The 19,836-nt window shown below is 62.3% G+C and carries 13 protein-coding genes and 3 pseudogenes; 2 read left to right on the top strand and 14 right to left on the bottom strand.

Going from position 1 to position 19,836, the window contains the following annotated elements:
• Positions 1-26: 26 nt before the first annotated feature.
• The 6 genes and pseudogenes from atpA to F2982_RS10695 all read right to left on the bottom strand — a co-directional run bounded on the left by atpA (position 27) and on the right by F2982_RS10695 (position 7,231).
• Complete coding sequence (atpA, locus tag F2982_RS10720; protein ID WP_130283317.1) at positions 27-1,556, bottom strand: F0F1 ATP synthase subunit alpha; 1,530 nt, start codon at positions 1,554-1,556, stop codon at positions 27-29.
• A complete protein-coding gene (locus F2982_RS10715) occupies positions 1,556-2,122 on the bottom strand; it encodes a F0F1 ATP synthase subunit delta (RefSeq protein WP_112717954.1) in 567 nt (188 codons plus the stop codon). The genes atpA and F2982_RS10715 overlap by 1 nt, the downstream gene beginning before the upstream one ends.
• Before the next feature lie 254 nt (positions 2,123-2,376).
• Positions 2,377-2,766, bottom strand: a complete 390-nt coding sequence (locus F2982_RS10710; protein ID WP_203427801.1) for a DUF4345 domain-containing protein — start codon at positions 2,764-2,766, stop codon at positions 2,377-2,379.
• A gap of 82 nt (positions 2,767-2,848) precedes the next feature.
• Positions 2,849-5,065: a primosomal protein N' gene (locus tag F2982_RS10705; RefSeq protein ID WP_203427800.1), complete on the bottom strand. Its 2,217-nt coding sequence runs from the start codon at positions 5,063-5,065 to the stop codon at positions 2,849-2,851.
• 48 nt (positions 5,066-5,113) lie between these two features.
• The gene (locus F2982_RS10700) at positions 5,114-6,262 is read right to left on the bottom strand and encodes an AAA family ATPase (RefSeq protein WP_203427799.1); all 1,149 of its coding nucleotides are present in this window, start codon (positions 6,260-6,262) and stop codon (positions 5,114-5,116) included.
• 25 nt (positions 6,263-6,287) lie between these two features.
• Positions 6,288-7,231: pseudogene (locus F2982_RS10695) on the bottom strand (1-acyl-sn-glycerol-3-phosphate acyltransferase).
• A gap of 144 nt (positions 7,232-7,375) precedes the next feature.
• On the opposite strand from F2982_RS10695, the gene F2982_RS10690 reads away from it, so the two are divergent.
• Positions 7,376-8,311 (top strand): tyrosine recombinase XerC, encoded by a 936-nt coding sequence (locus F2982_RS10690; RefSeq protein WP_203427798.1) that lies wholly within the window; start codon positions 7,376-7,378, stop codon positions 8,309-8,311.
• A gap of 87 nt (positions 8,312-8,398) precedes the next feature.
• Positions 8,399-9,471, top strand: a pseudogene (locus F2982_RS10685) (TraB/GumN family protein).
• Positions 9,472-9,799: 328 nt separating this feature from the next.
• Here the strand turns inward: F2982_RS10685 and lpdA are convergent.
• From lpdA to sucC, 8 genes and pseudogenes are all read right to left on the bottom strand, one after another.
• A complete protein-coding gene (gene lpdA / locus F2982_RS10680; RefSeq protein ID WP_203427797.1) occupies positions 9,800-11,206 on the bottom strand; it encodes a dihydrolipoyl dehydrogenase in 1,407 nt (468 codons plus the stop codon).
• Positions 11,207-11,251: 45 nt separating this feature from the next.
• On the bottom strand, positions 11,252-12,004 hold the full coding sequence (locus F2982_RS10675; protein ID WP_203427796.1) for an SDR family oxidoreductase: 753 nt from the start codon (positions 12,002-12,004) through the stop codon (positions 11,252-11,254).
• Positions 12,001-12,510 (bottom strand): hypothetical protein, encoded by a 510-nt coding sequence (locus F2982_RS10670; protein WP_203427795.1) that lies wholly within the window; start codon positions 12,508-12,510, stop codon positions 12,001-12,003. Before F2982_RS10670 ends, F2982_RS10675 begins: the two co-directional genes overlap by 4 nt.
• Positions 12,507-13,253, bottom strand: a complete 747-nt coding sequence (locus F2982_RS10665; protein WP_203427794.1) for a DUF4241 domain-containing protein — start codon at positions 13,251-13,253, stop codon at positions 12,507-12,509. Before F2982_RS10665 ends, F2982_RS10670 begins: the two co-directional genes overlap by 4 nt.
• Before the next feature lie 14 nt (positions 13,254-13,267).
• A complete protein-coding gene (gene odhB, locus F2982_RS10660) occupies positions 13,268-14,503 on the bottom strand; it encodes a 2-oxoglutarate dehydrogenase complex dihydrolipoyllysine-residue succinyltransferase (protein WP_203427793.1) in 1,236 nt (411 codons plus the stop codon).
• Positions 14,504-14,554: 51 nt separating this feature from the next.
• A pseudogene (locus F2982_RS10655) lies at positions 14,555-17,538 on the bottom strand (2-oxoglutarate dehydrogenase E1 component).
• 166 nt (positions 17,539-17,704) lie between these two features.
• Positions 17,705-18,607 carry a succinate--CoA ligase subunit alpha gene (gene sucD / locus F2982_RS10650; RefSeq protein ID WP_203427792.1) on the bottom strand — a complete coding sequence of 301 codons (903 nt, stop codon included), beginning with the start codon at positions 18,605-18,607 and terminating at the stop codon, positions 17,705-17,707.
• Between the two features lie 16 nt (positions 18,608-18,623).
• Positions 18,624-19,817 (bottom strand): ADP-forming succinate--CoA ligase subunit beta, encoded by a 1,194-nt coding sequence (sucC, locus tag F2982_RS10645; protein WP_112717924.1) that lies wholly within the window; start codon positions 19,815-19,817, stop codon positions 18,624-18,626.
• Positions 19,818-19,836: the final 19 nt, after the last annotated feature.

Below are 19,836 nucleotides of genomic sequence, written 5' to 3'. Positions count from 1 at the left end.
CCGTTATCCGTCCTAACTGGGTCCGATCAGGCAAAAGACTTGGAGAACGTTTCGAGAGCAGCAGTGAGCTTGCCCTTCGTATCGTCGCTGATAGCCTTTTCCGTGCGGATCGTGTCGAGGATCGCCTTGCCTTCCGAGCGGAGGTAGGAGAGCAGAGCCTGTTCGAACTTGCCGACCGATGCAACCGGCAGCTTGTCGAGGTAGCCATTGACGCCTGCGAAGATCACAGCGACCTGTTCTTCCGTCTTCAGCGGCGAGAACTGCGGCTGCTTCAGGAGTTCGGTCAGACGTGCACCGCGGTTCAGGAGGCGCTGGGTTGCGGCGTCGAGGTCCGAGCCGAACTGAGCGAATGCCGCCATTTCGCGATACTGGGCGAGTTCGCCCTTGATCGAGCCTGCAACCTGCTTCATCGCCTTGATCTGCGCGGCAGAACCGACGCGCGAAACCGACAGACCGACATTAACAGCCGGGCGGATACCCTGGTAGAACAGGTCGGTTTCGAGGAAGATCTGGCCGTCGGTGATCGAGATCACGTTGGTCGGAATGAAGGCCGAAACGTCGTTGCCCTGCGTTTCGATGACCGGCAGAGCGGTCAGCGAACCGGCGCCCTTTTCGTCGCTCATCTTTGCAGCGCGCTCGAGGAGACGCGAGTGCAGGTAGAAAACGTCGCCCGGGTAAGCTTCGCGGCCCGGCGGGCGGCGCAGCAGCAGCGACATCTGACGGTAGGAAACAGCCTGCTTGGACAGGTCGTCGTAACCGATCAGGGCGTGCTGGCCGTTGTCACGGAAGTATTCGCCCATGGCGCAACCGGCGAACGGTGCGAGGAACTGCATCGGAGCCGGATCGGAAGCCGTGGCAGCGATGATGATCGAGTACTTCAGAGCGCCGCGTTCTTCGAGAACCTTGACGAACTGAGCAACGGTCGAACGCTTCTGGCCGACAGCGACGTAGACGCAGAACAGCTTTTCGCCTTCCGGACCGGAGTCGTGAATGGCCTTCTGGTTCAGGATCGCGTCGAGAATGATCGCGGTCTTGCCGGTCTGGCGGTCGCCGATGACGAGCTCGCGCTGGCCGCGGCCAACCGGGATGAGGGCGTCGATAGCCTTGAGGCCGGTCGACATCGGCTCATGAACCGACTTGCGCGGGATGATACCCGGAGCCTTGACGTCAACGCGTGCGCGCTGCTTGGCATTGATCGGGCCCTTGCCGTCGATCGGGTTGCCGAGAGCGTCAACGACGCGGCCGAGGAGTTCCGGACCAACCGGAACGTCAACGATGGCGCCCGTACGCTTGACGGTGTCGCCTTCTTTGATGTCGCGGTCCGAACCGAAGATAACGACGCCGACGTTGTCGGATTCGAGGTTCAGAGCCATACCACGGGTGCCGCCCGGGAACTCGACCATTTCACCGGCCTGAACGTTGTCCAGACCGTAAACGCGAGCAATACCGTCGCCGACAGAAAGAACCTGGCCGACTTCCGAAACCTCAGCCTCTTTGCCGAAGTTTTTGATTTGATCTTTGAGAATTGCGGAAATTTCCGCGGCGCGGATATCCATCAGCCAACCTCTTTCAATGCAAGCTTGAGAGTAGAAAGTTTGGTGCGAAGCGACGTATCAATCTGACGGGACCCGACCTTGACGATCAGACCACCAAGAATTGACGGATCAACCGTGACGGCAATCGCCACGTCTTTGCCGGTGACGCCCTTCAGCGCCGCCTTCAATTCGGTTTCCTGCGCTGCAGTGAGCGCATGGGCCGAGGTAACCTCGGCAGAAATTTCGCCACGCTGACGGGCAGCGATGACACGGAAGGCCTTGATCATGCCCGGGAGGGCGAACAGGCGGCGGTTGCGCGCCACGACCTTCAGGAAGTTGCCGACAAAACCGGAAATACCGGCCTTTTCGCTGATGGCAACAATAGCCTTCAGCTGATCGTCAGCCGAGAACACCGGGCTGGCGACGAAACGCTTAAGGTCGTCGCTCTCATCCAGCATCGCCTGGAAACGGTCGAGATCTGCGGTGACGCTCTCGACGGCACCTTCTTCGAGCGCCAGATCGAATAGCGAGGACGCATATCGTTCTGCAACACCAGAAGTAAGCTGGGACGTGTCTGCCACGGGCACAAATTTCCCTGATTTCAATTCAAGAATCCGGCCGTCGGCGGGCGCCTGACCTATGCTCTTGAATTCGTTTTGATTTCCCCCAGAAATCGCAAGAGAAGCCTCTTGCTTCTTCCGAAATTCGGGGTCCGTCTAACATAGGACGCAGGGACTCGCAACACGCGTAATGCCCGAATATGCCTTTCGAATGATTTTCTGTCGGCAAAATCGTGAAATGGCATTCGAGCAGGCGAGCGGGCGCCCGTCAGCCCTGTAATTCAGGTTGCAAAGAACCCAAAAGAATAGGCCAGCGGAACCGCTGCGAGAACCGCCTGCACAACCAGAAGTAAATAGTTGATAATTGCGCTCCCCTTATCAGAAAGAAGGGAGATGACGCGGGCAAAAAATGCCATCGCGAAGGCGGCGCCGAGCGCCATGTAGATGAAGTCCTGGGCGAGCATGATCGCCGCCAGACCGAAGCCGAGATAGAAGCCGCCGACCGAGCGCTGCTCCGCATAACCATCCCGCCGCTCGCCGCGCGGCGCGAGACCGAAGAGCTTCATGGCGTAACCGGGCGCGAACATGATGACGAAGCCCGCGGCCGCCGTGAATGCCGCGCAGCAGAATGCCAGCTGCTCGCCGAAGGTTTCCGGAAAATAGAACTCCATGAATCAGCCCCAAATCATGCCCATGTTTTTTGACCTTATGGCATGATTGTCTGCTGCCGGAAACGGCCACGATCAGCTGTTTTTAAAGGAAGCTCTGCGGATCGATATCCAGCTGAACCTGAACAGAGCCCCGCTCCTTCGGCGCTTGCGCCAGCATGGTTTTCAGGAACGCCTGCATATCGGAATTGCGCCGGCCGTGGACCAGCAGGCGGAAACGGTGGCGGCCGCGCACGATCGCCAGCGGCGCTTCAGCCGGACCCAGCACCGAAATGCCCGACACCTGCGGCGCCGAACTGCGAATGCCGCGCGCATGGCTTTCCGCGTCCTGGCGGGTCTCGGCCGAGACGATGATCGAGGCCAGCCGGCCGAAGGGCGGCAGGATCGCCCGCTCGCGCTCGGTAATCTCCCGCTCGTAGAAGGCCCCGGCATCACCTGAAACGATCGCCTGCATCACGGGATGCTGCGGCTGGTAGGTCTGCAATAGACCATGGCTCTTCAAACCGGTTCGCCCGGCGCGGCCGGTCACCTGCGAGAGCAGCTGGAAGGTGCGCTCCGCGGCGCGCGGATCGCCATTCGCCAGCCCGAGGTCCGCATCGACGATCCCGACCAGCGTCATCAACGGAAAGTTATGCCCCTTGGCGACGAGCTGCGTGCCGATGACGATATCAGCCTCGCCCTTGGCGATGGCATCGAGCTCAAGACGAAGCCGCTTCACGCCGCCGGTAATATCGGATGACAGGACGATCGTTCGTGCATCCGGGAAATGCCGCTCGACCTCTTCGGCGATGCGCTCGACGCCGGGGCCGCAGGCGACCAGATGATCGAGCGTGCCGCATTCCGGGCAAGCTTCGGGTGTGCGCTCGGTATAGCCGCACTGATGGCATTGCAGCTGGCTGCGGAAGCGATGCTCGACCAGCCAGCTCGAACATTGCGGGCACTGGAAGCGATGCCCGCAGACGCGGCAAAGCGTCAACGGCGCATAGCCACGCCGGTTGAGAAAGAGCAGTGCTTGCTCCTTCTTCTCGATCGTCTTGCCGATCGCCCGGATCAGTACCGGTGACAGGAAGCCGCCGCGCTCCGGCGCATGACGGCGCATATCGACGAGATGCAGATCCGGCAGCGCCGCATCGCCGAAGCGCGTCGGCAGATGGATCGTCGTATAGCGACCGCTCTGGCCGTTGACCTGGCTCTCGACCGACGGCGTTGCAGATACCAGCACGATCGGAAAATCACCGATCCGCGCCCGCACGACGGCCATGTCGCGGGCATTGTAATAGACGCGGTCCTCCTGCTTGTAGGCAGGGTCATGCTCTTCATCGACGATGATCAGGCCGAGATCTTCGAACGGCAGGAAGAGCGCCGAACGCGCACCGGCGACGACACGCACCTCGCCGGTAACAGCCTGCCGCCAGACCTTCTCGCGGATACGCGGCGCCAGATCGGAATGCCATTCGGCAGGCTTGGCACCAAAGCGATCCTGAAAACGCTCGAGGAAACTCGCCGTCAGCGCGATCTCGGGCAGCAGGATCAGCACCTGCTTGCCGCGCCTGAGCGTCTCCGCGATCGCTTCGAAATAGACCTCGGTCTTGCCCGAACCGGTAACACCGTCGATCAGCGATACGGCGAAGGCGCCATTGCGCACCTCGCCGAGAATATCCTCCGCCGCATCCTTCTGCGGGCCGGCCAATCGCGAGGCGGCAAAATCAGGATCCGGCTTTGCGACGACAGGTGGCGGCGGCAGGAAGATCGTTTCGAAAATCCCCTGGCTGATCAGGCCGTCGACGACGCTGGTCGAGACCCCGGCGGCATGGGCAAGCCCCGTCCGCGTCCAGGAAACGCCATCGGAGGCCCGCTCGAGCACGCGAGCGCGCGCCGGCGTCATCCGCTCCGGTTCGCCGCCGATGAAGCGCAGGCCTTCGACCATCGGCTCTGGCTCGAACGCATTCGGAGCCCTCAGCGCCATGCGCGCCACGAGACCGGGCGGCGAGAGCGTATAGGCCGATACCCAGTCGATGAAATCGCGCATCTCCTTGGTCAGCGGCGGGCAATCGAAGACGTGGCTGATCGGCCGCAGCTTCTTCGGATCGACGCCATCCTCGCCGCCATCCCAGACGACGCCGATCACCTGGCGCGGCCCGAGCGGCACCTGCACGACCGAACCGGGCTCGACGGCCATGCCTTCCGGCACGGAATAGGAATAGGGCCGCGGCGCAGGCAAGGGTACGAGCACCGGAACCGTGCGGGTTGCCGGTGGCGTCTCGAACAATGCGCCAAAGAGATCGGACGAATCTGTGCTCATCGCGCCAGACCATGCCCGCTACGGCGTGAAAATGAAACCCGCCGCATGCTAGTCGTCATCGTCCTCTTCACCCGAGATCACGCCCGTCAGCCGCATGCCCTCGATCCAGGTCGCGCCGTTCTCGCGGATCACCTTGCGCGGACGCAGGCCGCATCGCTCACGGACGGCTTCGGCGAGCTGCGCCGAATGCGTGACGATCCACACCTGGCTGGTCTTCGAGGCCTCAGCGATCATATCTGCCAGCGGCCCCAGCATATCCGGATGCAGGCTGGCTTCCGGCTCGTTGAGCGCGATCAGCGGCGGCAGCCGGTAGGAGAGGAGTGCGGCGGCGAGGCCGAGAAACCGGATCTGCCCGTCCGACAGCTCCCGCGGCTGAAAGATCCGATGCGGAAAATCCGGCAGCTTCAACCCGAACTCCGCCGTCTCGCCCGGTTCCGGCACGACCAGCTGCGCGCCGCCGAGGGCGGAACCCAAGATGCGATCGAGCTCGACCGTATCCTGCCTGGTATGCACGAGCGTCGCAAAGACGGCCGCCAGATTGGCCCCATCCTCATCCAGCATCGGCCCAGTGACGGCAAGGCAGGGATGGCGCAGCGGCGAGGCGCGGTCGGTGCGGAAACCATGGAAGAATCGCCAGTTGCTGACGATGCGCCGGAAGGCGGCGACCTCAGGGAAATTGCCGGCATCGCCGAGCAGCGCGATTGCCGTCTCGGATGTCAGCGCCTCCTCGGGATGCTCCTGCATCCGCCCGTCGCCGTCCCGCACGAAAATGCCGGGACCGGATCGCTTCATCATCGTCACGGCCCGGCGGCCGGTCTCGACCGTCAGCTCCTCGGCCTTCACCTGCGGCTCGAGCGGAAAGCCAGCGGCGGCCGTTGGCGGCCGCAATCCCGCTTCGACATGATAGCGGAAAGTGACCGCCCTCTCTTCATCAAGGATTTCGACTTCAAGCCGGATCCGCGCCGGCCCATCGGACTTGCGCCGCGTGCCGGACCAGAGCGCCGAGAGCATGCCGCCCTCCGCCGCCAGCTCGTGCGCCAGCCGCCCGCGCACGGCCGCCTGCACCAGCTGCAGCGCGCGATAGAGATTGGATTTGCCGACGCCGTTCTCGCCGAGAAACAGCGTCGTATCCGCCAGATCCATGCGGATCGAGCGCAGCGAGCGGTAATTCTGGGCAAACATCGAGCGAAGACGCATGAGACCGCTTTAGCGCAAACCAGCGTCAAAAAGAATGGGCGAGCAGCGGCTCCGGTTGCGGCTCCCGGGCGACCGGCGAAAAGCGGGCGCTGTCATCAGCGGCCAATCCGAAAACCGTGTGCTGCTCTAGCGCCTTCGTCACATCGTTGATATCGCCATCCAGCTGCTCGACCGGGATGAGATCGCCGATCGTAAAATCGAACCGGTCGCCGCGCTTGTTCAGGAGTTCGTGGAAAACGGTCATGTCGCGAAGCTCGGTCGACCACTTGGCAAACCAGTAGAACAGCCCGGAATTGCGGGCGGTCATATGCACCGGCAGGATCGGCAGATTGTATTTGCGCGCCAGCCCCACTGCAGAGCTCTTCCACGGCCGTTCGTTGAGCCTGCCATTCGCCCAATAGGCGATACGGCCGGATGGAAAAAGGATCGTCGCCTTGCCTTCCTTCACCGCATGGTTGGTCAGCTGCAGCGTCTCGCGGGTCTTGAGCTTGGTCTTGTATTCCTCGCGCCACTCGACGGGATGACCATCTCCGCAAAACGCGGATTGACGCGAACCGCATCGCGATTGGCAAAGAACATCATATCCGGCCGGCGCGTCTTCAGGAGATCGAAGACGGCAACGCCATCGGCGATCCCCGTCGGGTGGTTGCTGACCAAAATGAAACCGCCCGTTTCCGGAATGCGCTCGGCATGCTGCACCTGGATATCCAGCTTCAGCAGATTGCTCATATATTCGAAGCACTGAAAGCCCGGCATATTCGCCACATCATTGGCGAATTGCAGCGCTTTGTTGTAGCGCAAGAGCGTGTAGAGGAAGGGCCGCATCACCGGCCAGAGCGGGTTGTTGACGATCCGCTGTCCGCGCTCGGCAATCAGCGTGTCGACGATATGGCCGGGGTTGCCGTGAGAAACCAGGGCGATTGCTTCCGCGAGCTGTCCGAAAGCCGTCGTGGAGTGGCGCCGCGCCATACAAAAGTCCTGCCTCGTTCCGGGAACCAGCTATCGCAACCTATTATGATCGAAGCATGACAAGCGCTTGGCCGATATTAGCAATTCCATAACTGTCCCTCGGTGAAAATTGGCGGCGATTGCCCCGAAATCAAGGCCCGAGCCGTGAACGAACTTTTGATTATCGCCGATCCGCGCCTGATGTCAGAGCGCAGCGCCTGGCTTGAGAGCCTGGAGAGCGAACGCCGCCTTTCGGAACACACGCTCGACGCCTACGAGCGCGACAGCCGCCAGTTCCTGACCTTCCTCACCGGCCATCTCGGCGGCCCAACGACGCTGAAGGATATCGAGGCGCTCCGCCCCGCCGATTTCCGCGCCTTCCTTGCCGCCCGCCGCAAGGAGGGATCCGGCGCCCGTTCGCTCGGCCGCAATCTCGCCGGCCTGCGCTCGCTGCTGCGCTATCTCGAAAAGAAGGAATTGGTGAACGCCGCAGGCGCCAGCGCCGTCCGCTCTCCGAAGCAGCCGAAATCGCTGCCGAAGCCACTCTCCGACCGTCAGGCCGTCACCGTCGTCAGCGACGAGGCACAGATGCACGATGCCCCCTGGATCGCGGCGCGCGATGCGGCCGTGATGACGCTCCTCTATGGCTGCGGGTTGCGTATCTCCGAAGCGCTTGATCTGACGCCCGGCGATTTCCACGACGCCGCGAGCTCGCTACGCATCACCGGTAAGGGCAACAAGACCCGCCTCGTGCCGCTTCTCGCCATCGTCAGCGAAGCCGTCGGCAGGTACCGCGCGCTCTGCCCGTTTCATCTCGAAGCAGCCGAACCTCTCTTCCGCGGCGCCCGTGGCGGCAAGCTGCAGCCGGCGATCATCCAGCGTACCATGCAGAAGATGCGCAGCGCCTTCGGCCTGCCGGAGACGGCAACGCCGCATGCGCTGCGCCACTCGTTCGCAACGCATCTGCTTGCCGGTGGCGGTGACCTTCGCACCATTCAGGAACTTCTCGGCCATGCCAGCCTTTCGACCACGCAGGTCTATACAGGCGTCGATTCGGCAAGGTTGCTCGAGGTCTACGATCGTGCCCATCCAAGGGCGTAATCATTCGTTAACGCTTTCCCTTAAAGGAATATGCGCGAAGGCGGCGTAGAGCATGAATCTGATTAAGCATAGCGAGCGGAACCCATCATGACGATTTCCATCGGCCACCGCAGATTTGAGATTGCGCAGCCGGGCAATATCCTGCTCTGGCTGATCGCAGCTTTCCACATGCTGCTCGCCGCATCGCTGCTCGCCGTCCTCTTCTCGGTCACGCCTGCCGCGGCTGCGGACAACAGCTGCTCCGGCAAGGACCTGATGGCCGAGCTGAAACAGTCCGATCCCGCCCGCTACGCCCAAGTCGTCAAGGAAGCCGATGCCGTGCCGAACGGCAAGGGCATCTTCTGGAAGATCGAGAAACCGGGCCTGAAGCCGTCCTGGCTGCTCGGCAGCATGCATGTCACCGACCCGCGCGTCCTGAACCTGCCTGCCTACGCCCAGACGGCCCACGACAACGCCGATACGATCGTCATCGAATCCGACGAAATCCTCGACGAGAAGAAGGCCGCGGCCGCCCTGCTCGCCCGTCCCGATCTGACGATGTTCACCGACGGCACGACGATCCAGAAGCTGCTGTCGCCGGAAGATTACGCCCGCCTCGACGCGGGCCTGAAGCAGCGCGGCATTCCGCTCGCGGCCGTTTCGCGCATGCGCCCGTGGATGATCGCCAGCGCCGTGGCCCTCCCCGCCTGCGAAATCGCCCGCAAGGCCAAGGGCGTCCAGTTCCTCGACCAGAAGATCGCTGCCGACGCAGTCAAGGAAGGCAAGCAGGTCAAGGGTCTGGAAACCCTTGCCGAGCAGCTGCAGGCCATGGCCGAGCTGCCGATGGAGTTTCATCTGAAGTCGCTGATCGAAACGCTGGAACTCGGCCCGAAGATGAACGACGTCGTCGAGACCATGACCGACCTCTACCTCTCGGGCAACGTCGGCATGACCATCCCGATGCTGAAGACCGTCTCCCCGAAGAAGGCGGTGACGGCGACTATGCCGCCTTCGAGCAGCGCATCATCCTCGACCGCAACAAGGTCATGGCCGACCGCGCCGCCCCCATCCTCGCCGCCGGCAACGTCTTCATGGCCGTCGGCGCCCTGCACCTGCCGGGCGACAAGGGCGTCATCGAGCTGCTGCGTCAGCAGGGCTTTACGGTCACTGCGGTGAACTGAGCCGGAAGGCTACAGGTCTCAAATCCCAAACTCACCCTCATTCCTGTGCTCGTCACAGGAATCCAGCCGGCCCAGGCCCTTGGGCCGAAGAGACGCGCGCGCGCCACCATACCCGCGGCCCCCTCATCCGGCCCTTCGGGCCACCTTCTCCCCGTTGGGGAGAAGGGAAAGTCGAGGGTGCCCCTTGCGCCAACTTCCCTCTCCCCCGCGGGGAGAGGGCAGGGTGAGGGGGCTCCGGGCTCGAGCTGCCGGCTAAGGCCCAAAACGCCAGGCACAAAAAAGCCGCGGCCCTCTCAGGCCGCGGCTTCATACTAACCAGCTACCGATCTCACATGTGGATCGGCTTGAAGAACGCCGCCAGCGCAGCTTCCTTCACGGCTTCCGACATCGTCGGATGCGCATGGCAGGTGCGGCCGAGGTCTTCGGCGGAGCCGCCGAATTCCATGAGAACGGCGATCTCGTGGATCATCTCGCCGGCGCCGAAGCCGACGATGTGGCCGCCGAGAACGCGGTCGGTTTCCTTGTCCGACAGGATCTTCACGAAGCCGTCGGTCGCCAGCATGGCGCGGGCGCGGCCGTTGGCGGTGAAGGGGAACTTGCCGGTCTTGTAGGCGATGCCTGCAGCCTTCAGTTCTTCCTCGGTCTTGCCGACGGAAGCGACTTCCGGCTGGGTGTAGACGACGCTCGGGATGACGTCGTAATTTACATGGCCGTGCTGGCCGGCGAGGATTTCGGCGAGCGCCACGCCTTCGTCTTCAGCCTTGTGCGCCAGCATCGGACCCTTCACGACGTCGCCGATCGCATAGATGCCATCGACATTGGTCTTGAAGTGACCGTCGATTTCGACGCGGCCGCGGTTGTCGAGCTTGACGCCTGCTTCCTCGAGGCCGAGGCCGGCGGTGTACGGTACGCGGCCGGTGGAGATCAGCACGACATCGGCTTCAACAGTCTGGGCGTCACCACCCTTGACCGGTTCGAAGGTAACTTTCGCGCCCTTGCCGCCCTTCTCGACGCCGGTAACCTTGGCGCTGAGATTGATCTCGATGCCCTGTTTGCCGAGCATACGCTGGAACTGCTTGGAGACGTCGCCATCCATCGCGCCGAGGATCTTGTCGAGATACTCGATGACGGTGACCTTGGCGCCGAGGCGCGACCAGACCGAGCCAAGCTCGAGGCCGATGACGCCGCCGCCGACGACGATCATCGTCTCCGGCACCTTCTCAAGCGCGATCGCGCCGGTCGAGGAGACGATGATCTTCTCGTCGATATCGACCTTGACGCCCGGGATGCCGGCGACGTCTGAGCCGGTGGCGATGACGATGTTCTTGGCTTCGAGTTCCTGCACCTTGCCGTCTTCGGCGGTGACGGAAACCTTGCCGGCGGAGACGATCTTGCCGGTGCCCTGGAAGGCATCGATCTTGTTCTTCTTGAACAGGAAGGCGACGCCATCGACGTTCGACTTCACGGTCGCATCCTTATGCGCCAGCATCTTTTCGAGATTGAGCTTCGGAGCCGCGACCTCGATGCCGAGGGCGTCCATGCCGTGAGCAGCCTGATGGAACATCTCGGAGGCATGCAGCAACGCCTTGGACGGAATGCAGCCGACATTGAGGCAGGTGCCGCCGTAGGTCGCGCGCTTTTCGACGACCGCAACCTTCAGGCCGAGCTGCGCGGCCTTGATTGCCGCGACATAACCGCCAGGGCCGGTTCCGATAACGATCACATCGTAAGCCATTGTTCTTTTCCTTTTGTTTGTCCGTTGGTCAGGAAATGGAAATGCCTAGCGCCCGCCGCTCACATTCATGATGGCGCCGGTCACATAGGAAGAATTCGAAGAGAGAAGATAAAGCACCGCATCCGCGACCTCACCAGCCGTTCCCGGCCGCTGCATCGGAATGGAAGGCGCCATGTCCTTGGCGCGATCCGGCAGGCCGCCGGATGCATGAATATCGGTGTCGATGATACCCGGCCGGATAGCATTCACGCGCACGCCCTCCGTCGCGACTTCGCGCGCCAAACCGATCGTGAACGTGTCGATCGCTGCCTTGGAGGCTGCGTAATCGACATATTGCGACGGCGATCCGATGATCGCCGCCATCGAGGAGATGTTGACGATCGAGCCACCCTTGCCGCCGTGACGGGTGGACATGCGGCGCACCGCCTCTGCAGCGCAGAGAACCGAACCGGTGATGTTGATGCGCATCATCCGCTCGATGCGCTCGACGCTCATCTCATCGACCCGCTGCGGCTGATCGACGATACCGGCATTGTTGACGAGACCATCGAGACGGCCGAAATGCTTGTCGACGGCTGCGAACATTGCGGTGATATCGGCCGCATTGCCGACATCGCCCTTGACGGCAAAGGCTTCGCCGCCCTGGCTGACGATGTCACTAACAACAGCATCGGCAGCGTCCCTGTTCGATGCGTAGTTGACGGCCACGCGCCATCCCTGGCTTGCAGCAAGCCTGCAGACCGCGGCACCGATGCCACGGCTTCCGCCGGTGACGAGGAGAACAGGTGCGCCGCTCATTTCGTGCATTCCTTAAAAGCGAAGACATCCCAGGGCGCGGCAACCTGCTTGCCTTCGCCGAGGATGGTGGAATCGCGGAGCGCGGGACCGATCGCCGGAAGCACGATGCTGTCGACGGCATTAGCCTTCTCAGCCGGAAGATTGTCGATCACGCCCTTGGCATCGACGCCGTAGACAGGTCCCTGCCAGATCGTGCAGGCATCGAGATCGGCACCCGTCGCATCACCGTCCGGGCAATGGAACATCACCATACCGATCGTCCGCGTCGGGTCTTCCGAAGGCATGACATAGCCGTCGAGCACAGCATCGCTGTCCTTGACGGTCATCTTGAACTGGTTGTTGGCGGCGGCTGCGTCGGAATTCAGCGGCTGAAATTTCAGCTGGTAGATGCCATCGCGATCGGCATAGACGGCATGCGACTGCAGGCAATCCGCCGCTGCCGCGATATCAGGCAGGATTAGGGCAGAAACTGCAAACAGGGCTGCAAGGCTGGCTTTCTTGCTCATTGCGCCACCGGCTCCTTCCGCCCGTCGGAATTCTCGATCACATAAAAGTCCGTCAGCATAACCAGCGGATGACCGTCTTCGGCCAGTCCCCAGAAAACCGGATAGAAGCCGTCGCCCCAGCCGCTCCAGAAGATCGCGACATTACCCGGCTTTCCCGATACCGGCGAATGCAGCGCATAGCGCCCGCCGTTGGCATCGAGCTCGGGGGCGATGATGTCGTAGTAGTTCACATCCGCGTCCGGCTTTGCCGCTTGCGCGGTCTCTGCGCGCTCTTCCAAGAGCTTCAGCGTATCGGCATCCATGTAGGAGCCGAGGCCGGCATCGACAGGATAGCCGAAGATCTCGTCGTCCTTCAGGCTCGCCGGGTCCTGCCCGGGGATCGCCGCCATCTCCCAGCGAACCGGCTGGCCGTCACCGAAGCGCATGCTTGCGGCGGCAACGCGGCCGAAGGCCTGATAGAGGGTCACGGGATAATTGCCCGGAGGCACGGTCCTGACAAAGGCAGGACGGTCAGGCTGGGCCAGCGGATCGGCGGCGATGATACGGCCGGATGTCAGCTGCACATCGCCCATCTTCACCGTGGTGATCTTGCGCTCGGCAAGTGCTGCATCATCCAGCGAGACCAGGTCGAAATTGCTGCTCGCCTTGGAGATATCCCAAGCGGCAGCGGAAGCCGGAACCGGAAGATGCACTGCGGCTGCGCACAAAAGCGCCAATGCCGCCTGCTTGATCCGGTTCCGCATCGGATTTGCTCCGCTTAGAGATCGAGAACCAGACGCTCCGGATCTTCCAGGCTTTCCTTGACGCGAACGAGGAAGGTGACTGCTTCCTTGCCGTCAACGATACGGTGATCGTAGGAGAGCGCGAGATACATCATCGGACGGATGACGATCTGGCCGCCGACGACCACAGGACGGTCCTGGATCTTGTGCATGCCGAGGATGCCCGACTGCGGTGCGTTCAGGATCGGCGAGGACATCAGCGAGCCGTAGACGCCACCGTTGGTGATCGTGAACGTGCCACCCTGCATGTCGGCCATCGACAGCGAACCGTCGCGTGCAGACTTTGCAAGACGGCCGAGTTCCTTTTCGATCTCGGCGATCGACATCTGGTCGGCGTCACGGATGACCGGGACGACAAGACCCTTATCCGTGCCGACAGCCATGCCGACGTGGCAGAAGTTCTTGTAGATGATGTCGGTGCCGTCGATCTCGGCGTTGACGGCCGGGAGTTCCTTCAGCGCGTGGGTCACGGCCTTGGTGAAGAAGCCCATGAAGCCGAGCTTCACGCCATGCTTCTTTTCGAAGACGTCCTTGTACTTGGCGCGCAGGTCCATGACAGCCTTCATGTCCACCTCGTTATAGGTGGTCAGCATGGCAGCCGTGTTCTGGGCGTCCTTCAGGCGCTTCGCGATCGTCTGGCGCAGACGCGTCATCTTCACGCGCTCTTCGCGGCCGGCGTCTTCGACGGTCGAAGGTGCGCGGGCGGCAACCGGGGCGGCCGGTGCAGCAGCCGGAGCCGATACACCCTTGGCAACGGCAGCGATGACATCGCCCTTCAGGACCTGGCCACGCTTGCCGGAACCATCGACCTGCTCCGCCGAGATGTTGTTTTCAGCGAGCATCTTTGCAGCAGCCGGAGCCGGCGGCATGGAGGACGGTGCGGAAGCCGGTGCAGCCGGTGCAGCAGCAACCGGTTCGGCAACCTTGGCCGGAGCGGCAGCGGCGGGCGCGGCAGCCGGGGCTGCAGCGGCGGCACCTTCGGCAATCTGGCCGAGCAGCGCGCCGAGGCCGACGGTTTCACCGGCCTGGGCAACGATTTCGGACAGCGTGCCGGAGGCCGGAGCCGGGACTTCGATGGTCACCTTGTCGGTTTCAAGCTCGAGGATCGGCTCGTCTGCCTTGATGGCATCGCCGACCTTCTTGAACCAGGTGCCGACTGTCGCCTCGCTGACGGACTCACCAAGAGTTGGAACGCGGATTTCTGTGGCCATGATTTTAGTTTCCGTTGATCAGTTTGTTTCGATCGTTGTTCGTTTCGAGGGTCAGCCGCCCAGCGCATCCTCAAGGAATGCGGCAAGCTGCGACAGGTGCTTGGACATCAGGCCCGTTGCCGGCGAAGCGGCGGCCGGGCGGCCCGTGTAACGGACGCGCTGATACTTCGCATCGATATGGGCGAGAACCCATTCCAGATACGGGTCGATGAACGACCATGCACCCATGTTCTTCGGCTCTTCCTGGCACCAGACCATTTCCGCATTCCGGAAGCGGCTCAGCTCGTTGATGAGCGCCTTTGCCGGGAACGGATAGAGCTGTTCGACGCGCAGCAGGTAGATGTCGTCGATGCCGCGCTTTTCGCGCTCTTCGAGCAGGTCGTAATAGACCTTGCCGGTGCAGAGCACGACGCGGCGAATCTTGGCATCCTTCTGCAGCTTGATCGGGCCGTCCTTGATGACCTCGGCATCGTCCCACAGGAGACGGTGGAAGGAAGACTCGCCGGCCATCTCAGCCAGGGTCGAAACCGCACGCTTGTGGCGCAGCAGCGACTTCGGCGTCATCAGCACGAGCGGCTTGCGGAAGTCGCGCTTCAGCTGACGGCGAAGGATATGGAAGTAGTTCGACGGCGTCGTGACGTTGGCGACCTGCATGTTGTCTTCGGCGCAGAGCTGGAGGAAGCGCTCCAGGCGTGCCGAGGAGTGCTCCGGACCCTGACCTTCATAGCCATGCGGCAGAAGGCAGACGAGACCGGACATTCGCAGCCACTTGCGTTCGCCCGACGAAATGAACTGGTCGAACACGACCTGTGCACCGTTGGCGAAGTCGCCGAACTGGGCTTCCCAGAGGGTCAGCGCATTCGGGCGGGCCAGCGAGTAGCCGTATTCGAACCCGAGAACCGCTTCTTCCGAAAGCATCGAGTTGATGACTTCGTAGCGGGCCTGGGTCGGCGACAGGTTGGCGAGCGGGATGTAGCGCTCTTCCGTTTCCTGATCGTAGAGGACCGAGTGACGCTGCGAGAAGGTGCCGCGTTCGCAATCCTGACCCGACAGCCGGATCTTGTGGCCTTCCGTGACCAGCGAGCCGAACGCCAGAGCTTCCGCCATTGCCCAGTCGAGATTCTCGCCCGTCTGGATCATGTTGGCGCGGTTTTCCATGAAACGCTGGATGGTGCGGTGCGCGTGGAAGCCTTCCGGAATTTCGGAGAGCTTGCGGCCGATTTCCTTCAGCTGCTTCATCGGAACGGCAGTCTTGCCGCGGCGCTGCTCGTCGGCATTGTCGGCCGTGCGCAGGCCCGACCACTCGCCGTCCAGCCAGTCGGCCTTGTTCGGCTTGTAGCTCTGGCCGGCCTCGAACTCCTGCTCGAGATGGGCGCGCCAGTCGGCCTTCATCTTTTCGACTTCGCCTTCGGTCAGCAGGCCTTCGCCGATCAGGCGCTCGGCATAGATCTGCAGCACGGTCTTGTGGCCGCGGATGACCTTGTACATCTTCGGCTGCGTGAAGGACGGCTCGTCGCCTTCGTTGTGGCCGTAGCGGCGGTAGCAGAACATGTCGAGGACGACAGGCTTGTGGAACTTCATGCGAAATTCCATGGCAACCTTGGCGCCGTAGACGACCGCTTCCGGGTCATCGCCGTTGACGTGCAGGATCGGCGCTTCGATCATCTTGGCGACGTCGGACGGATAGGGCGACGAACGCGAGAAGGCCGGGTTCGTGGTAAAGCCGATCTGGTTGTTGATGATGACGTGCATCGTACCGGCAACGCGGTGACCGCGCAGGCCGGAGAGGCCGAGGATTTCAGCGATGACACCCTGGCCGGCGAAGGCCGCATCACCGTGGATCAGCAGCGGCAGAACCTTGGAGCGCTCGGACAGCGGAATGGTGTCGCCGTCCCAGACGGTGGCGCCCATGTCCTGCTTGGCGCGGGCCTTGCCCATGACGACCGGGTCGACGATTTCAAGGTGCGACGGGTTTGCCGTCAGCGAAACGTGAACCTTGTTGCCGTCGAATTCGCGGTCGGAGGAAGCGCCGAGATGGTACTTCACGTCGCCGGAACCTTCGACTTCGTCAGGCGCGTAGGAGCCGCCCTTGAACTCGTGGAAGATGGCGCGGTGCGGCTTGCCCATGACCTGCGAAAGCACGTTCAGGCGGCCGCGGTGGGCCATGCCGAACACGGCTTCCTTGAGGCCGAGATTGCCGCCGCGCTTCAGGATCTGCTCCAGAGCCGGGATCAGCGATTCACCGCCGTCGAGACCGAAACGCTTGGTGCCCTTGAACTTGACGTCGAGGAACTGCTCGTAGCCTTCGGCTTCGATGACCTTCTGCAGGATCGCCTTCTTGCCCTCGGGGTGAACGCCACGCCCTTGTCCGGACCTTCGATACGTTCCTGAATCCAGGCCTTCTCTTCCGGATTGGAGATGTGCATGAACTCGACGCCGAGCGTCGAGCAATAGGTGCGCTCGAGGATCTCGATCATCTCGCGAATGGTCGCGTATTCGAGGCCGAGAACGTTGTCGATGAAGATCTTGCGATCGTAATCGGCGGCCGTGAAGCCGTAATTTTCGGGCGACAGCTCGTGGTAATCTTCAACCGGAGCCGCGATACCGAGCGGGTCGAGCTTGGCATGCAGGTGGCCGCGCATGCGGTAGGCACGGATCATCATGATGGCGCGGACGGAATCGCGCGTCGCCTGCAGGACGTCGGCGGCTTCCGCCGGCTTGCCTGCGGCTTCGGCCTTCGCCTTCACCTTGGTCTCGATGGCCTTCTCGACGATGCCCCAGTCGCCGTCGAGCGCCGAGACGAGATCGCCACCGGCCGGGATCGGCCAGTGCTTCTTGCGCCAGGATGCACCCTTGGCCGCCTTCTTCACATCAGCGGGATCGTCGTCGAGCGCCTTGAAGAAGGTGCGCCACTGTTCGTCGACCGATGACGGATCCTCTTCATAACGGGCGTAGAGCTGCTCGATATAAGCAGCGTTTGCGCCATCCAGAAACGAAGTGATCTGAAACTGCTCGTTGGCTTCTTGCCGTGCCATGGTGTTATGCGGACGCTTCCGCCCGCCTCCTGACTAAGATGAGTTTGCCGGCCATCTCGCCGGCTGCCGCATTTCCATTTGCCGCCTGTCCGCGGCACATCTGCATTCGAAAGGTCAGCCGGGCGGAGGAGGCAGATGCAGTCCGCCGCCCGGGTCTCATGTCGGATCAGCCCTTGAGGACTTCAACCAGCGTCTTGCCGAGGCGGGCCGGAGAAGGCGACACCTTGATGCCTGCCGATTCCATGGCAGCGATCTTCGATTCAGCATCGCCCTTGCCGCCGGAAACGACCGCGCCGGCGTGACCCATGGTGCGGCCCTTCGGAGCGGTACGGCCGGCGATGAAGCCGGCCATCGGCTTCTTGCGGCCCTTCTTGGCTTCATCCTCGAGGAACTGGGCCGCGTCTTCTTCAGCCGAGCCGCCGATTTCGCCGATCATGATGATCGAGGTCGTGGCTTCGTCGGCCAGGAACATCTCGAGCACGTCGATGAATTCGGTGCCCTTGACCGGGTCGCCGCCGATGCCGACAGCCGTCGTCTGGCCGAGGCCTTCGTTCGAGGTCTGGAAGACGGCTTCATAGGTCAGCGTGCCGGAGCGCGAAACGATACCGACCGAACCCTTGCGGAAGATCGAGCCCGGCATGATGCCGATCTTGCATTCTTCCGGCGTCAGGATACCCGGGCAGTTCGGGCCGAGCAGGCGCGACTTGGAGCGGTCGAGGCGAGCCTTGACGCGGACCATGTCCATGACGGGGATGCCTTCGGTGATGCAGGTGATGAACGGGATCTCGGCGTCGATTGCCTCGATGATCGCGTCTGCTGCGCCTGCCGGCGGAACGTAGATGACCGATGCGTCAGCGCCGGTGCGTTCCTTGGCTTCGGCAACCGATGCGAAGATCGGCAGGCTTTCGCCCTTCGAGCCGGTCCAGGTTTCGCCACCCTTCTTCGGGTGGATACCGCCAACCATCTGCGTGCCGTAGTAGGCGAGAGCCTGTTCGGTGTGGAAGGTGCCGGTCTTGCCGGTCAGGCCCTGAACGAGAACCTTGGTATTCTTGTTTACGAGAATAGACATCTATCAGGTCCTCAAATTAGGCGTTGATCGCCGCGACGATCTTCTTCGCGGCATCGTCGAGATCGTCAGCCGCCGTGATCGCCAGACCCGACTCGTTCAGGATCTTCTTGCCGAGCTCGACATTGGTGCCTTCGAGGCGAACGACGAGCGGAACCTTCAGGCCGACTTCCTGCACGGCAGCCACGACGCCTTCAGCGATGACATCGCACTTCATGATGCCGCCGAAGATGTTGACGAGAATGCCTTCGACCTTGGGGTCGGCAGTGATGATCTTGAAAGCTGCAGCCACCTTCTCCTTGCCGGCGCCACCGCCGACGTCGCAGAAGTTTGCCGGCTCCTTGCCGTACAGCTTGATGATGTCCATCGTCGCCATGGCGAGGCCTGCGCCGTTGACCATGCAGCCGATGTTGCCGTCGAGGGCAACGTAGGCGAGGTCCCACTTGGAGGCTTCGATTTCCTTGGCGTCTTCTTCGGTCTCGTCGCGGAGCGCCTTGACGTCGTCATGGCGGAACAGCGCGTTGCCGTCGAAGGACATCTTGGCGTCGAGGACGCGCAGATGGCCATCCTTCATGACGATCAGCGGGTTGACCTCGAGAAGAGCCATGTCCTTCTCGTTGAAGGCCTTGTAGAGCGCCGGGAACAACGACTTCGCATCTTCGGCGGCAGCGCCGTCGAGCTGCAGGGCCTTCGAGATCGCAGCCACGTCGGCAGCCGTCACGCCGGTTTCCGGGTTGATGGCGATCGTGTGGATCTTCTCGGGCGTGTCGTGGGCAACGGCTTCGATGTCCATGCCGCCTTCGGTCGAAACGACGAAGGCAACCTGGCCGACCGAGCGATCGACGAGCAGCGAGCAATAAAGTTCGCGAGCAATGTCGGCGCCGTCTTCGATGTAGAGACGGTTGACCTGCTTGCCGGCTTCGCCCGTCTGCGCCGTGACCAGCGTGTTGCCGAGCATTTCCTTGGCGTGAGCGACGACTTCGTCGATCGACTTTGCAAGGCGAACGCCGCCCTTGGCGTCGGGGCCGAGTTCCTTGAACTTGCCCTTACCGCGGCCACCAGCATGAATCTGGCTCTTGACGACATAGAGCGGGCCGGGAAGCGACTTGGCAGCCGCTTCGGCTTCCTCGACCTTGAGGATCGGCACGCCACTTGCGACCGGCGCGCCGTAGCCCTTCAAGAGAGCCTTGGCCTGATATTCATGAATATTCATGGATCTATTCCTGTTTGAA

The sequence above is a fragment of the Rhizobium sp. BG4 genome, assembly GCF_016864575.1.
Taxonomy (GTDB): domain Bacteria; phylum Pseudomonadota; class Alphaproteobacteria; order Rhizobiales; family Rhizobiaceae; genus Rhizobium.
This window is presented reverse-complemented; position numbering and strand designations above follow the sequence as displayed.